The following is a 14,265-nucleotide window of genomic DNA, read 5'->3' as shown; positions in this document are numbered from 1 at the left end:
GTCAAAACAAGAATCTAGAGCCCCGTTCCGCTTCAATCGAAACGGAGCACTAGTAGCCGTCGACCCCGTTGATCCGCTGCAGACGCTCGCGCATCGCCTTTTCCAGGTCGTAGTCCGGCTTGCCGAAGTCGGCATTGCGGCGGGCGACGAACTGATCCTGCGCGCGCTGCAGCTCGCGCGCCTGGCGCGGGTTCTGCGCTTCGCGCACCGCGCGGAAGGTCGACGCGCCGATCTCGCGATCGAGATCGGCGAGCTCGGGATTGGCGCAGATCGCCTTCTCCACGGCGCGGCGCGCCTTGCGGCAATCGAAGCTCGGCTTGCCGGCAACCGCCATCATGGCACCGATCCGCTCCAGCTCCAGCGACAGCGATTTGTAGTTGACCTTGGCCGCGGTGTGATTGGGATCGAGCTTGACGGCGGCGCCGAAATCCAGGATCGCCTTCGGCCGATCGCCCTTGCGGCGCCACAGCTCGCCGCGCGCATTATGCGCATCTGCAAGCGATGGATCGAGCTTGAGCACGGTGTCGTAGTCCGCGATCGCGCGATCGATCATCTGCTTGCGGTCATAGGCGGCCGCCCGCGCCATCAGCGCCTTGACGCGATCGGGCCGCGCCGCCTTCTCATTGTCGATCAGCGCGCCACAGACGTCGATGATCTTGTCGTCATCGGCCGCCGCTGCCGCCGCGATGCAGGGGCCGGCATTGGCCTGCACATCCTCGCCCGGCTCGCTGCCGGTGGCGCGCGCAACGCCCGACATCAGCCCGCCCGACAAGCCAACGCAGACCAGCATCACGGCCAGATTTGCGCGTTTGTGTCGCATCCCGGTCGCCGACAAGACATCCCTCTCTTGCGCCCGAACCGCCGGCCTCCGATGTCCGACAGCGAGCCATTTGCCGCAAAACCACACGCTGGATTATACGTCAATTGCGACGATCGGCTGCATCGGGGGTTCGGCTTGCTCACATTCGAATGGATCATCGGCCTGTTGCTCGCAGCGGTGGCGCTGTCGGCGCTGGCGCGGCGGATCAAGGTGCCCTACCCGACCTTTCTGGCGCTCGGCGGCGTGCTGCTGACGCTGCTGCCCTGGGCCCCGACCTGGGCGCTGGAACCGAAACTGGCGCTGGCGCTGTTCGTCGCGCCGGTGCTGCTCGATGCCGCGTTCGACACCTCGCTGCGCGATCTCCGCAACAACTGGCTGCCGGTCTCGACGCTGGTGGTGGTCGCGGTCGGCGTCACGACGGCGGCGGTCGCCGTGGTCGCGCATTGGCTGCGCCCGGACATGCCGTGGGCGGTTGCGATCGCGCTCGGCGCCATCGTGGCGCCGCCGGATGCCGCCGCGGCCACCGCGATCCTGCGCCAGGTCAACCTGCCCTACCGGATCCAGAAGATCCTCGAAGGCGAAAGCCTGCTCAACGATGCCAGCGCGCTGTTGATCTATCGCGTCGCGGTCGGCCTCGTCGCCGCAGAGCACATGAAAATCCGCGAGTTCGTGCCGTCCATCACGATTGCGCTGGTCGGCAGCCTCGCCGCCGGCTTCCTGTTCGCGCAAGTCTGGATGATGATCACGCGCCGCATCACCGAGGCGCCGAGCGCGATCATCACGCAGTTCGGCGGCACCTTCATGGTGTGGATCATTGCCGAGCATCTCGGGCTGTCCGGCATCCTCACCATCATCGCCTATGCGATCACCATCTCGCGCACCGCGCCGGCCCGCACATCGGCGCGACTGCGCGTGTCGTCCTACGCGGTGTGGGAAACCGTCGTGTTCGTGCTCAACGTGCTCGCCTTCATGCTGATCGGCCTGCAGTTGCGCCCGATCTGGTCCGGCCTCGACGACGAGGTGCGGTGGAAATATTGCAGCTTTGCTGCCGCGATCCTCGCCGTCGTGATCCTCGCCCGCATCCTCTGGGTGATGCCCTACGGCGCGCTGCTGCGCACGCTGAAGGCGCGCAACCTGCTGCCCGTCCATGTGGTGGACGCCGTGCCGACCTTGAAGCGCGGCTTCATCGTGTCCTGGTGCGGAATGCGCGGCATCGTCACGCTGGCGGCGGCGTTTGCGCTGCCGGAATGGTTTCCATATCGCGATCTGATCCTGCTGACGGCGTTTGCCGTGGTGCTCGGTTCGCTCGTGATCCAGGGGCTGACGCTGCGGCCATTGATCCTGGCGTTGAATTTCGCCGACGACGATCCGGTCGGACGCGAGGCGGCCCATGCCCGCGGTGTGGTGTTTCGCGCCGCGCTCGACGAGATCGACGCCGACCCGTCGGAAGAGGCCGAAATCCTCCGGCTCGAATATCGCGCCGTGCTGCTGCGCGCCGAGAATGATCCCGACGGCGGCCTGACCTCGCGTGAGCTGCCGTCGGATCCGCTGCGCCGCCGGGCCATCGCCGCGGCGCGTCAGGCATTGCTCAATCTGCGCCGCACCGAGGCGATCGGCGACGATGCATTCCATCTGGTCGAGGAGGAGCTCGACCGCGCCGAGCTCAGCGTGGAGGCGTAGCGCCGGGCCGCAATATCCTTTGAACCATCACAGGGTTTGTCAGACCTAACATCATGACAATCCTCATTGATCGCAATTCCCCGCGCGCCTCGGCGAAAGTCGAGGCGAAGTTCTTTTATTTCTATATGGCGCTGTCCTGCATGGCGGTCGCCTTTCTCGGCTTTGCACCGACCTATTGGATGCCGATGGCGAGAGGCTCGCTGTCATCGCCTCCCGTGGTGCATCTGCATGGGCTGCTGTTCTTCGCCTGGACGCTCTATTTCGTGCTCCAGAGCTGGCTCGCCGCCTCGGGACGAATCACCCGGCATCGCAGCGTCGGATTGATCGGCATTTCGCTGGCGACCGCGATGACCATGATGGGCATCGTGGCCTCGATCAGCGTCATGAAGCGTTCGGCTGCGATCGGACAGGCTAATGAGGGCCTTACGTTTGCGATCGTTCCGCTCAGCGGCATCCTGTTCTTTGCCGTCGTGTTCGCGCTCGCGATCATCTATCTGCGCGACCGCGAGACGCACAAGCGGCTGATGCTGCTGGCGTCGATCTCGATCCTCGATGCGGCTGTCGCGCGCTGGTTCCTGACCTTCCTCGCGCCGCCGGGACCGCCCGGCCCACCGCCGGTCCCGGTCACGATCGCACCGGCGTTCGTCGCCTATCTGCTGCTGGTCGTCGCGATCGTGTTCGACTGGCGCACCCGCGGCCGCCCGCACCCGGTCTACGTCTATGGCGGGCTGGCACTGGTCGCGGTGAAGCTCTTGAACTGGCCGATCAGCACTTCGGCGGCCTGGCATTCACTGGCCGGCGGCATCCTGGCGCTGGCGCAATAGAGCATGATCCGGAAAAGCGGGAACCGGTTTTCCGAAGAGATCATGCTCAATCAAGAGTGTGAGATCATGATGCGGTCCCGTCCGATCGCATCATGATCGCCCTTCACGCACCCGACTTGGAGGTGATGCCGCCGTCGACCACGAGCTCGATGCCGGTGACGTATTTCGATTCGTCCGACGCGAGGAAAAGCGCGGCGTTGGCGACGTCCCATGCGTCGCCCATGTGCCCCATCGGCACCTGCGCGTCGCGCGCGCGCCACATCGCCTCGACATCGCCCTTGGCGTAGCTCTGCGCCAGCCCCGCCGAATGCGCGACCATCGGCGTCTTCATCAGTCCGGGCAGGATTGCGTTGACGCGGACATGCTTCGAGGCGAACTCGACCGCGGTCGAGCGCGTCATCTGGTTCATCGCGGCCTTGCTCGCGTTGTAGCTGACATAGGAAATGCCGACATGGCGGATCGAGGCGATCGAGGAGATGTTGATGATCGAGCCGCCGCCCTGCTTGATCATGACGGGAATGACGTGCTTCATCGACAGATAGGCGCTCTTGAGGTTGACCGCGAAGACGCGGTCCCACTCCGCTTCCCCAACTTCCACCACGCTGCCGACCTCGGCGATGCCGACATTGTTGTCGAGCACGTCGATGCGGCCATAGGCCTTCAGGCAGGCCGCGACCATCGCCTCGACCTCGCCGGCGCGCGAGACATCGGCGGTGAATGCGACAGCCTTGCCGCCCTCGCCGGTGATGATGCCGACGGTCTCCTCCGCCGCGGCGCCGTTGCGATCGACGCAGAAGACGCTGGCGCCCTCGCGCGCAAAGGTGACGGCGGTCGCCTTGCCATTGCCCCAGCCGGGCCCGATCGAGCCCGCGCCGACCACCATCGCAACCTTGCCCTTGAGCCGATCCATCGGTCTTTCTCCCTGTTGTTCTTGCTGCCGGACCGTAGCCCGCATGAGCGAAGCGATATCCGGGGCGCTATCCCCGCATATCGCTGCGCTCATGCGGGCTACGGATCCCTACGGATTTTTGCAAACACTCATCGTCGTGACATTAGCACCGATCGGATGGCCGAAAATCTCCGATAGCGTCTGGCAGTGTCCCTCCTGGCACAGGTGCCATTCACCCGCGGCGCCGGAATTGCCGAGCACGACTTCCGCCCGTGGCACCGGCGGCGGCGACCATTGAAACCAGCCATCGACGAGGCGCGCCTCCGGCGGCGGCTCCATGCCGGCGCCCGTGCCCTTGACGCGCGCCTGTTGCAGCGTGAGCCCGGCCGGCGTGACCAGCCAGTCCTCCTGCCACGCGCTCTTCTCGATCGAATGCGTCCAGGCGAGCGTGAAGGCCGCAATCGACAGCGCCTTCACGACCCCCGCGGAAGCGAGGCAGAGGCTCAAGCCGCCGCCACCGCATCGCGCGGACGCTGCCGCCATTGCCACAGCACGACAGCAGCGGCGAGCGTGAAGCCCGCTGTATCCGAGAACGGAAAATCGCCGAGCAGGCAGAGCGCGGCGCCGAACGCGACCAGTATCTCGATGAAGGTCAGCCGCGTGAACAGGAATCCGATCGCGACGATGCCGAACAATCCGATCGCCACCAGCGCCTTGAAGGTCGCCAGCGCCACCGCGCCGTAGAAGCCTAGCTGCGCGGCCATCGGATCCCCGGTCTGCAGCATCAGCGCCGGCGAATAGACGAAGATGAACGGAATGACGTAGCCGGCCAGCGCGATCCGCATCGCCTCCCAGCCGATCTTGTCCGGGTTCTCCTTGGCGATCGGCGCCGCCGCCAGGGCTGCGAGCGCGACCGGCGGCGAGAGGTCGGCCATGATGCCGTAGTAGAAGGCGAACATGTGGCTTGCGATCAGCGGCACGCCGAGCTTGGCGAGCGCCGGCGCAGCCAGCGCCGCGGTGATGATGTAGGTCGGGATCGTCGGGATGCCGGTGCCGAGCAGGATCGACAGCAGCATGGTCATGATCAGCGCCAGGAACAGGCTCTTGGCGCCGAGCCCGATGATCCAGCTGCCGAAGATGGTGCCGACGCCGGTCTGCGTCATCATGCCGATGATGGTGCCGACGATGGCGCAGGCCATGCCGACCGTCAGCGCCGACTTGGCGCTGTCGGCGAGCGAGTCGCGGCAGGCTTTCAGCGTGGCGCGGCCGCCGCGGGTGATCGCCGCGATGACGATCAAACCCGCGACGACGCTCGCGACCGGAACGATCTCGATGCCGTGGCGCGAGACCGCTGCAACCACGAGCGCAAGGCCGATCCAGAAGATGTAGCGCACGACGGTGTTGGAGAAGCCGAGCGTGATGCTGGCGCCGAGGATCAACGCGACCGTGAGCGCAAGTCCCATGCTGCCGGCATAGAGCGGTGTGAAGCCCTCGAACAGCATGTAGACCAGCGCCGCGAGCGGCAGCACGAGATACCAGCGCGCCACCAGCGCCTTCCAGGCGCTCGGGATCTCCGAGCGCTTCATGCCGACGAGGCCGTGCTTGCCGGCCTCCAGATGCACCATCCAGAACGCCGAGGCGAAGTAGAGAATCGCCGGAATCACCGCGGCCTTGACGATCTCCGAATAGGGCACGCCGAGCGTCTCGGCCATGATGAAGGCGACCGCGCCCATGACGGGCGGCATGATCTGGCCGCCCATCGAAGCGGTGGCCTCGACGCCCGCGGCGAAGGCGCGGCGATAGCCGAACTTGATCATCAAGGGGATCGTGAACTGGCCGACGGTAACGACGTTGGCGACGCCCGAACCCGAGATCGTGCCCATCATGCCCGAAGCGAACACCGCGACCTTGGCGGGGCCGCCGCGGGTGCGGCCGAACAGGCCGAGCGAGACGTCGGTGAACAGCTGGATCATGCCGGCGCGTTCCAGGAACGAGCCGAACAGGATGAACAGGAAGATGTAGGTCGCCGAGACGTAGATCGGCACGCCGTAGAAGCCTTCGGTGCCGAACGAGAGGTGGGTGACGATCTGGTCGAAGTCATAGCCGCGGTGATTGAACGGCGACGGCAGATATTGCCCGAAGAACCAGTAGAGCAGACAGGCTCCGCACATCAGCGGCAGCGCCGCCCCCATCAGCCGCCGCGTGCCCTCGAAGATCAGGACGGCAAGCAGAGCGCCGACCGCGAGGTCCATGGTGGTCGGATCGCCGTCGCGGGCGATCAGGTCGGCATAGAAGATCCACTGATAGAGCCCGCAGAGGAATCCGGCCGCGCCGACGATCCAGCTCACCGCGCGGCCGAAATCGGTCTTGGCGGTGAAATTGCCGATCAGGCCGAAGGTCAGGAGGATCAGGAAGCCGACATGGACGCCGCGCACCACCTGGCTCGGCAGGTAGTTGAAGGCCGCGACATAGAGCTGGAACACCGCAAAGGCGAGACCGATGGCATAGGCCAGATGCCCCCAGGCGCCCGGGCCGAAGCCTTCCGGAAAGCCATGCTCGAAATTGTCGAATTCAACCTTGATGGGCTGCTCGCCCTCAACCTGCTGCTGCATATGATTAGTCCCCCGCCGTGCCCGCGACGCTTATATCCACTGAGTCCGCTCACCGAAAGCCGGGACAGGAAAAACGCGCCCCGTCATTGCGAGCGAAGCGAAGCAATCCATCGCGCCACAAGGGGGGAGATGGATTGCTTCGTCGCGGAGCCTGTCATCGGGCGCGCATTCGCGCGACCCGTTGGCTCCTCGCAATGACAAAGGAGCAGACGTCTCGGCCCTACTTGATGAGGCCCTTCTCCTTGTAATAGCGGATCGCGCCGGGATGCAGCGGCACCGGGCTGCCGGTCGCGGCGGCCTCGAGCTTGATCTCCTTGCCCGCGGCGTGGGCGTTGGCGAGTTCCGGCAGCGATTCGTAGACCAGCTTGGTCATCTGATACGCGAGATCGTCCGACACTGCGCTCGAGGTCACGAGGTAGTTCACGACCGCGGCGGTCGGCACGTCCTTGTCCTGGCCGGTATAGGTGTTGGCCGGGATGATCACGGAGACGAAGGGCGGGCCGATCTTGTCGACGGTCTCCTTCGGCACGGCGACCACGGTGATCTCGCTCGAGGTCGAGAGGTCCTTCAGCGAGGCGACGCCGAGGCCGGCGGACTGCAGCGTGGCATTGAGCTGGCGGTTCTTCATCAGATCCACCGATTCGGCGAACGGCAGGTACTCGACCTTGCCGAGATCCTTGTAGCTCATGCCGGCGGCCGCGAGGATCGCGCGCGAGTTGAGCTCGGTGCCGGACTTCGGCGCGCCGACCGACAGGCTCTTGCCCTTGAGATCGGCCAGTGTCTTGATGCCGCTCTCGCCGGTTGCCACGATCTGGATGTAGTTCGGATAGATCGCGCCGATGGTGCGCAGCTTGTCGAGCTTGTTCTTGAAGCCGGCCTCGGCGTCGCCTTCCCAGGCCGCCTTCAGCGAATCGCCGAGCGTGAACGCGATCTCGCCGCGGCCCTGCTGCAGCAGCACCAGGTTCTCGACCGAGGCCTTGGTCGCCTGCACCTGGGTTTTCACGCCGGGGATCTTGTCGCCGTAGATCTTCCCCATCGCGACGCCGAGCGGATAGTAGACGCCGGAGGTGCCGCCGGTGAGCACGTTAATGAACTGCTCGGCCTGTGCGACAGGCGCGGACAAAACGCTGGCTGCCACGATCGCGGCAGCCATCAACTTGGAATTCATGAGTATTATTCTCCCCTTAAGCCGGCCGGAAATTGGCCGGACACCCCCGCCGGGTCAACCCATCCAAATGACGCATGCGCGGCGGAAATCCCTGATGGCAACACCACTTTACCTGCACGGGAACTCTCCGCCTGCGGGCGGGTTGAGATGCGCAATCCCGCCGCGAGGTATGACTTGCAGCCGTCCGGGACGACGACCGTTGAGCGCGCGCTTGATGCGTTGAACTTCTTCCTCGCCGACGTGCGGGACGGGCTCGGCCCCTATCTGGCGATCTACCTCCTGACCGAACGGAAGTGGGACGAGGCCCCGATCGGCTCGGTGATGTCGATCGCGGCCATCGCCGGGATCCTCGCCCAGACCCCGGCCGGCGCCCTCATCGACCGCAGCCGCGCCAAACGTGCCCTGATGATCGCCGCCGCCATTGCCGTGACCGCCGCGTGCCTCCTGCTGCCGCTGCTCAACCGGTTCGAACTGGTCGCCGCGACCCAGGCACTGGCGGCCGCTAGCGGCTCGGTGTTCGCGCCGGCGATCGCCGCGGTGACGCTCGGCATTGTCGGACCCAAGGCGTTCGCGGCGCGGACCGGCCGCAACGAAGCCTTCAATCACGCCGGCAACGCGGTGGCCGCGGCGATCGCCGGCGGCACTGCCTACTGGTTCGGTCCAGTCGTCGTGTTCTGGCTGCTCGCGGCGATGGCGCTCGCCAGCATCGCCGCGACGCTGTCGATCCCACCCACCGCCATCGATCACCAGGTCGCACGCGGGCTCGACGATATGGAGGAGCACGGCGCATCGCAGGACCGGCCATCCGGCTTTCGCGTGCTGCTGACCTGCAGGCCGCTGCTGATCTTCGCGGTCTCGACCGTGACCTTTCATTTCGCCAATGCGGCGATGCTGCCGCTGGTCGGACAGAAGCTCGCATTGGTCAACCGCAACCTCGGGACCTCGCTGATGTCGGTTTGCATCATCGCGGCGCAGATGGTGATGGTACCGGTCGCGATGCTGGTCGGACGCAAGGCCGACGTCTGGGGCCGCAAGCCGATCTTCGCGACCGCGCTCGCGGTGCTGGCGATCCGTGGCGCGCTCTATCCGTTGTCGGACAACCCATACTGGCTGGTGTCGGTGCAATTGCTCGACGGCATCGGCGCCGGGATCTTCGGCGCGCTGTTCCCGCTCGTGGTTGCCGATCTCACGCACGGTACCGGGCATTTCAACATCAGCCAGGGCGCGATCGCCACCGCAACCGGCCTCGGCGGCGCGCTGAGCACGGCCGTCGCCGGATTCATTATTGTCCACGCCGGTTACAGCGCCGCATTCCTGTTCCTTGCAGCCGTCGCTTGCGCTGGGCTGATCGGCTACTGCGCGTTGATGCCGGAGACGTTGCGAGCGGCAACGACGACGTCACGCACAACTGCGTTGGCATCGCTAAACGAGTGATCTGATTCGCCATCGGCGCTCTGCGGAGCACTCCGCATGAAGCGATCTGATGTCCGACAATGACGCAGTTCCGCATCTGCATCGACGCGACAACACAGTCATTAACGCCGTCTCTCGATGACACACGCGCACAGTGTTTCTGCCGATGTGCAAAGTCGAACGCGATCGCGCTTATGAATGTCAGATGACGCATTTGTTGCACGTGTAACAGCGGTGAGACGTCGCGATTCCAGCGCCATTTGAATCGAATTGAATCCTTTAAGGTTAGCGGGGCAATCAATGTATGATCCAGAAATTTCCATGATTGCCGCCGCTCTAGGATGTACGAGTCAAGCCGGGGTAACTACGGACAAGGCGGGGCATGAATCACATCAGTCACATCGAACGCACGCGAGCCGGCTGGTTCGGACATCGCAAGCTGACCCCACGCGCATGCATTGCGGACAGCAAAAAACACCTTCGGACCTTCCTCGCGGAGGCGCTGGAAGACCTCGGCTTCATCACCAGTGAATGCAGCCAGGCTTTGGAACTCGACACGGTTCTGGACGCGGAACGGCCCGATCTTTTGGTGCTCGGCGTGTCCGTGGACGGCATCGAAGTCAGTAAAATTCTCGAGACTTTGGTGAGAAAGGACTATGACGGAAAGGTCCTCGTCATCGGGCAGCCGGACTCGATCATCGTCAAGGCGGTCCGGCAAATCGGCGATGAGTACGGCATTGCCATGCTGCCGGCGCTGTCGACGCCGTTCAGCGCCGGAACCCTTCGCGACAGTCTCGCGTCGTTGATGCCGCTTGAACCCGCGCCGAGCCCGGCGGTGGACGTGCCCGAAGCGCTAAAGGCCGGCTGGCTCGAGCTGTGGTATCAGCAGAAAATTCATCTCCGGACGCTGGTGCCGAGCGGCGCCGAGGCGCTGATCCGGATGCGCCATCCGGCCTGGGGCGTCGTGCCGCCGGCCTACTTCATCCCGGACGAATGCGATCCGCATTTTCATGCGCTGTCCGAGTTCGTGATCGAGCGCGCAATCGAGGACTGGCGCTATCTCCTTGAGCAGACCGGGCCGGTCAATCTCTCGATCAACCTGCCGATCTCCTTCCTCGCCGACGATCATGCCGTGCGCGAGCTCTGTTACCGGATGCCGGATCATGCGGCCTTCGCGGGCCTCTTGATCGAGATCGACAGCACCGAGGTGGTCGATAATCTGGATCTGGCGATCGATGTCGCCCGGCGCGTTCGGCTGCACAATATCGGCATCTCGATCGACAATGTCGGCGCGAACTGGCCGTCTTTGCTGGGACTGCCGAACTTTCCGTTCGTCCAGCTCAAGGTCGACCATCAATTCGTCACCGGCTGCGCGGATCAGCGCCTGAAGCAGACGGTATGCCGGCGTGTCGTGGAGCTGGCCCACGACAACAGCGCGCAGGTCGTGGCCCAGGGGGTCGAGACGCGCGCGGACTTTCTCGCCGCGCATGAAATGGATTTCGATCAGGTCCAGGGCTACCTGTTCGGCAAGCCGATGGGTGTCAAGAAGTTTGCCCGCTCACGCATGCACTTCTCGGAGAAAGAGCCGGCGTCCTGAGGCGCGGCCACTGATCAGGCCCGAACGTCGCGATCGATCGCGCGCAGCGCTTCGCCGCGCGCGATCAGGCGTTTTGCATTGGAATAGGTCGGGACCTCCAGCAACGAGCCGTCAAGTTCGACGCGCCCAAAGCCCTGCGTCCGCGCCGCTTCGAACGCCGCGACGATCCTGCCCGCCTGGCGCATCTCCTCCTCGCCCGGCGTCAGGACGCCGTTGACGATCGAGGCATGCACGGGATCGACCAGGCTCTTTGCGGTGTAACCGAGCCGTCGCGCCCAGATCGTGTCGCGTTCGACGCCTTCGGCGTCGCTCCAGGTGTAGGGACAATCGACCGCGACGACGCCGGCGGCGCGACATTCGACGATGAAGCGCTGCCGCGCGTAAGCCAGCTCCAGGCCATCGCTGCCGCGCTCGGCACCAAGATCGGCGGCGAGGTCTTCGGAGGCCATCAGGCAGCCGGTGATGCGCCGGCTCGCCATGGCGATCGCACCGGTCTGCACCAGACCGCGCGCGAACTCGATATTCGGCAGCAGCGACGTCGATCCCTCGGCGATACCGTAGTCGCGCTCGAACCGCGTCACCGCCTCGTCGAGCCAGACGACATGGTGCGGCTCGGCGACCTTCGGCAGCGCGACGATATCCGGACGTCCGCGCATCACGGCGGCGAGATCGTCCATGCCGTCCTGGTCCAGCGGATTGACGCGGACCGCGACCACCACGCCTCGGCCGCGCCAGGCCGCGTAGAGCTCGGCCGCCAAGGCCCGCGCCTTCGGGCGCAGCGGCGGCGGGGTAAAATCCTCGAGCTCGTGGATCAGCACGTCGGCGCCGCTGGCGGCCGCGTGCTGCAGCACGTCCTCGTTGGCGCCCTCTAGAAACAGCCAGGAGCGGCACAGCGGGGCCGGACGCAGCTTGCGCATCACGCGACCCGCGCCGCCGTCACTGGAACGTCATGTCGAGGCATTTCGAGATGTCGGAGCCAAGGCCGGACGAGATGGTGATGCAGCCGCGGATCTTCTGGGTGTTGACGTCGCTCGCCCAGATCGCATAGCCGCCCGGACCGAAGAACGAGTTGGTGTTCGGCGGCTCGGTCTCGGTGGCGTCGAACGTGTAATTGCCGTCGGTCTCGAAGATGCGCGGCTTCTTGGTGCAGCCGCCGTCGGCCTGCACGTTGATGACCTCCTTGTTGTCCCGCGTCAGCGCCAGCGAGACCTGGCAGCGGAAATATTCCGAGGTTTTGGCGTTGAATAGATAAGCGTAGGACTTGCAGGTCGCGGTGTTGAGCTTGCCGGCGGACAGGCCGCGGCTGCAGGAGATCCGCTGATTGTTGGAGAGCTTGAACTCGTCCGCCTGCGCGACTGACGCCAGCGTCATGAACGACAGAGCGACACCGATACCGATCTTCATGACGTGGTTCATCCTGATCATCCCAAGGTCGTGTTTCCGGCAATCAAAGCGTTTGTAAACGGTAACGCGAAAATAGTCGCCAAGCTTGATGCGGGAATTCACAAAGTCGCCGATCCGCGCGAGCGGTCGCGCCGATTGTCGTATTGACGCACGAATATCGTTCGTGATTTGTTCAGAAACGTGGGGACGACGCCGTTTTCTCGGCCGGAGGTGGATCATGACGCATTTTTTGACCAAGACTTTTATTGCGACTGCGGCGTTTGCCGCGATGACGACCTGCGCATTCGCGCAGGAGGCGGCGCCCTGGGAGCTGAAGCCCGACATGGGCTACGCCTATGACAAGGACGGCAAGACCTGGTCCTACAAGATGGGCACCAACAATGCCGGCACGCTGCTGAAGGGCGCCAAGAAGGTGCCGAAGGGGACGCTGTTCTTCATCGGCCAGAACGGCCAGCTCTACATGCGCTCCGGGCCCTATCTCGAGGGCGACGGCAAGTTCAAGTTCGGCTCGAACTGACGTTGCTCGGCAGGCCTCAGAACGCGGCGACCAATTCCCGGGCGCCGGGCTTGTTGCTGTTGAAGTCCATCCGCTCGTTGGTGACGGCAAGCAGCCTGGCCACCGTGTTGTGGCGAATGGCGACCGGGTTGCGCTCGTAGCCGGAGCGCTGGAAGAAGTTCGAGGTCGGCACCTGCTCGCGCATCGCCTGGGGCATGGTCACCATGTCGAGCCCGGTGCCGTCGCCGGTCAGGTTCATCATCTCGAGCTCGGCCGCGGTCAGCGGCCGGCTGTAGCCCTTGTTGCGGGCGAAGATCACCGAGGTCAGCAGCTTGTGGGTCTGCAGCATCGGGCCGACATCGATGTCGAGCACCATGGCATGGCACGCCCAGCCCTGCGGCGTGTCGGCGAGGCGCTGATGCGCCGACCAATCGTCGGGCACGGTGCGCGTGAACGCGACCATCTTCTTCAGCACCGCGAGCTTGTGCTCCATCGCCTTGCGCGCGGGCCCCTGCGTCCTCGCGACCCGCTCGGTCAGGTCCCGCACGAATTCATGGCCCTGCTCGGCCAATAGCTCGACGGTGTTGGTGGTGAGCAGCTGGTTGTAGCCCATCGCGGTGGAGATGGCGCGCTTGCCGCCGTGCTCGATGCCCGCCTGCACGTCGTAGGTGCCGGTGCCGCCGGTCTCGAACGAATAGACCCGCACCGCCTGCTCCGGCGTCAGCCCCGCAGCGCGCGCGTAGCGGGCATAGGCGCGCTTGAACTCGACCTCGCTGGCCGGCCGCTGCGGCGTGAACTGGAATTGCTCGGCCGCCGCCCTGACCAGATCGGAGGCTACCGGAAGCGTCTTGGGCGGACGCGGCGGCTTGCCTTCCTCCTCTTCCGGAGCCGGATTGACCGGCCGCTTCGGACCCTCATAGACCGGCGGCTGCTGCAGCACGTAATCGTCCAGCGAGATCTGCACGCGGTCGCGGCGCTTGGCATTGCGGCCGCGCCTCTTCTCGGTGATCGCGTTCCAATAGGCGCTCGCGTCCTGCTCGAAGGCGGCGCGCGCCTCCTGATATTCCTGCAGCTTGCGGCGATATTCCATGATCGCCTGCGGCGATGCCTGCGCCATCGCATTGGCGACGGAAGGCGGCAGCGCGCCGGCCTCGCCGGCAAGGACGGACGGCGCGCTGGCGGCGAGCGCGAGCGCGACAAATCCCGGGCACAGGCGAATCAATTGCGGGCGCATGGCCTCGTTGTAGCAAGCACGGCCGCGAAGTCAGCCCGGAATTGTCCGGATCGCAGCGGCCGGATGCCGCGATCAGTGCAGAATATTCGCCACAATGCGGTGTTTTCCGAACGAAGCAGTGGAGAGAC

At 65.1% G+C, this 14,265-nt stretch carries 13 protein-coding genes; 5 read left to right on the top strand and 8 right to left on the bottom strand.

The window, feature by feature from the left end; translation table 11 throughout:
- Positions 1–49: 49 nt before the first annotated feature.
- Positions 50–820 (bottom strand): tetratricopeptide repeat protein, encoded by a 771-nt coding sequence (locus ACVWYP_RS10135; RefSeq protein ID WP_304498523.1) that lies wholly within the window; start codon positions 818–820, stop codon positions 50–52.
- 135 nt (positions 821–955) lie between these two features.
- On the opposite strand from ACVWYP_RS10135, the gene ACVWYP_RS10130 reads away from it, so the two are divergent.
- Positions 956–2,500 carry a cation:proton antiporter gene (locus ACVWYP_RS10130; protein WP_304498522.1) on the top strand — a complete coding sequence of 515 codons (1,545 nt, stop codon included), beginning with the start codon at positions 956–958 and terminating at the stop codon, positions 2,498–2,500.
- A gap of 53 nt (positions 2,501–2,553) precedes the next feature.
- On the top strand, positions 2,554–3,324 hold the full coding sequence (locus ACVWYP_RS10125) for a hypothetical protein (protein WP_304498521.1): 771 nt from the start codon (positions 2,554–2,556) through the stop codon (positions 3,322–3,324).
- Positions 3,325–3,427: 103 nt separating this feature from the next.
- Here the strand turns inward: ACVWYP_RS10125 and ACVWYP_RS10120 are convergent, their stop codons facing one another.
- From ACVWYP_RS10120 to ACVWYP_RS10105, 4 genes are all read right to left on the bottom strand, one after another.
- Complete coding sequence (locus ACVWYP_RS10120; RefSeq protein ID WP_018269644.1) at positions 3,428–4,234, bottom strand: SDR family NAD(P)-dependent oxidoreductase; 807 nt, start codon at positions 4,232–4,234, stop codon at positions 3,428–3,430.
- Between the two features lie 108 nt (positions 4,235–4,342).
- A complete protein-coding gene (locus ACVWYP_RS10115; protein ID WP_304498520.1) occupies positions 4,343–4,756 on the bottom strand; it encodes a DUF1850 domain-containing protein in 414 nt (137 codons plus the stop codon).
- Positions 4,717–6,825, bottom strand: coding sequence for a TRAP transporter permease (locus tag ACVWYP_RS10110; RefSeq protein ID WP_304498519.1), 2,109 nt, complete (start codon positions 6,823–6,825; stop codon positions 4,717–4,719). The genes ACVWYP_RS10115 and ACVWYP_RS10110 overlap by 40 nt, the downstream gene beginning before the upstream one ends.
- Positions 6,826–7,045: 220 nt before the next feature.
- On the bottom strand, positions 7,046–7,993 hold the full coding sequence (locus ACVWYP_RS10105) for a TAXI family TRAP transporter solute-binding subunit (RefSeq protein WP_304498518.1): 948 nt from the start codon (positions 7,991–7,993) through the stop codon (positions 7,046–7,048).
- Between the two features lie 174 nt (positions 7,994–8,167).
- Between ACVWYP_RS10105 and ACVWYP_RS10100 the strand changes: the two genes are divergently transcribed.
- Both ACVWYP_RS10100 and ACVWYP_RS10095 read left to right on the top strand, forming a co-directional pair.
- Entirely contained in the window at positions 8,168–9,427 is a 1,260-nt protein-coding gene (locus ACVWYP_RS10100; protein ID WP_439711188.1) for an MFS transporter, read from the top strand.
- Positions 9,428–9,788: 361 nt separating this feature from the next.
- Positions 9,789–11,003, top strand: coding sequence for an EAL domain-containing response regulator (locus ACVWYP_RS10095; RefSeq protein WP_304498516.1), 1,215 nt, complete (start codon positions 9,789–9,791; stop codon positions 11,001–11,003).
- Positions 11,004–11,017: 14 nt separating this feature from the next.
- Here the strand turns inward: ACVWYP_RS10095 and ACVWYP_RS10090 are convergent, their stop codons facing one another.
- Together ACVWYP_RS10090 and ACVWYP_RS10085 are read right to left on the bottom strand one after the other, a co-directional pair.
- Entirely contained in the window at positions 11,018–11,920 is a 903-nt protein-coding gene (locus ACVWYP_RS10090) for an HpcH/HpaI aldolase/citrate lyase family protein (protein ID WP_304498515.1), read from the bottom strand.
- A 19-nt stretch (positions 11,921–11,939) separates the two neighbouring features.
- On the bottom strand, positions 11,940–12,419 hold the full coding sequence (locus tag ACVWYP_RS10085) for a hypothetical protein (protein ID WP_028342613.1): 480 nt from the start codon (positions 12,417–12,419) through the stop codon (positions 11,940–11,942).
- Between the two features lie 205 nt (positions 12,420–12,624).
- Between ACVWYP_RS10085 and ACVWYP_RS10080 the strand changes: the two genes are divergently transcribed.
- On the top strand, positions 12,625–12,924 hold the full coding sequence (locus ACVWYP_RS10080; RefSeq protein ID WP_038386153.1) for a hypothetical protein: 300 nt from the start codon (positions 12,625–12,627) through the stop codon (positions 12,922–12,924).
- Between the two features lie 16 nt (positions 12,925–12,940).
- Here the strand turns inward: ACVWYP_RS10080 and ACVWYP_RS10075 are convergent, their stop codons facing one another.
- Complete coding sequence (locus ACVWYP_RS10075) at positions 12,941–14,137, bottom strand: hypothetical protein (protein ID WP_304498514.1); 1,197 nt, start codon at positions 14,135–14,137, stop codon at positions 12,941–12,943.
- Positions 14,138–14,265: the final 128 nt, after the last annotated feature.

The sequence above is a fragment of the Bradyrhizobium sp. USDA 3262 genome (genome assembly GCF_054060035.1).
The sequence above is the reverse complement of the archived record's forward strand: the minus strand, read 5'-3'. Positions and strand labels throughout refer to the sequence as shown.

Bases quoted from the DNA above. Each gene is read 5' to 3' on its own strand.
- ACVWYP_RS10135 (WP_304498523.1), bottom strand. From the start codon at position 820: ATGCGACACAAACGCGCAAATCTGGCCGTGATGCTGGTCTGCGTTGGC.
- ACVWYP_RS10125 (WP_304498521.1), top strand. From the start codon at position 2,554: ATGACAATCCTCATTGATCGCAATTCCCCGCGCGCCTCGGCGAAAGTC.
- ACVWYP_RS10120 (WP_018269644.1), bottom strand. From the start codon at position 4,234: ATGGATCGGCTCAAGGGCAAGGTTGCGATGGTGGTCGGCGCGGGCTCG.
- ACVWYP_RS10115 (WP_304498520.1), bottom strand. From the start codon at position 4,756: ATGGCGGCAGCGTCCGCGCGATGCGGTGGCGGCGGCTTGAGCCTCTGC.
- ACVWYP_RS10110 (WP_304498519.1), bottom strand. From the start codon at position 6,825: ATGCAGCAGCAGGTTGAGGGCGAGCAGCCCATCAAGGTTGAATTCGAC.
- ACVWYP_RS10105 (WP_304498518.1), bottom strand. From the start codon at position 7,993: ATGAATTCCAAGTTGATGGCTGCCGCGATCGTGGCAGCCAGCGTTTTG.
- ACVWYP_RS10095 (WP_304498516.1), top strand. From the start codon at position 9,789: ATGAATCACATCAGTCACATCGAACGCACGCGAGCCGGCTGGTTCGGA.
- ACVWYP_RS10090 (WP_304498515.1), bottom strand. From the start codon at position 11,920: ATGCGCAAGCTGCGTCCGGCCCCGCTGTGCCGCTCCTGGCTGTTTCTA.
- ACVWYP_RS10085 (WP_028342613.1), bottom strand. From the start codon at position 12,419: ATGAACCACGTCATGAAGATCGGTATCGGTGTCGCTCTGTCGTTCATG.
- ACVWYP_RS10080 (WP_038386153.1), top strand. From the start codon at position 12,625: ATGACGCATTTTTTGACCAAGACTTTTATTGCGACTGCGGCGTTTGCC.
- ACVWYP_RS10075 (WP_304498514.1), bottom strand. From the start codon at position 14,137: ATGCGCCCGCAATTGATTCGCCTGTGCCCGGGATTTGTCGCGCTCGCG.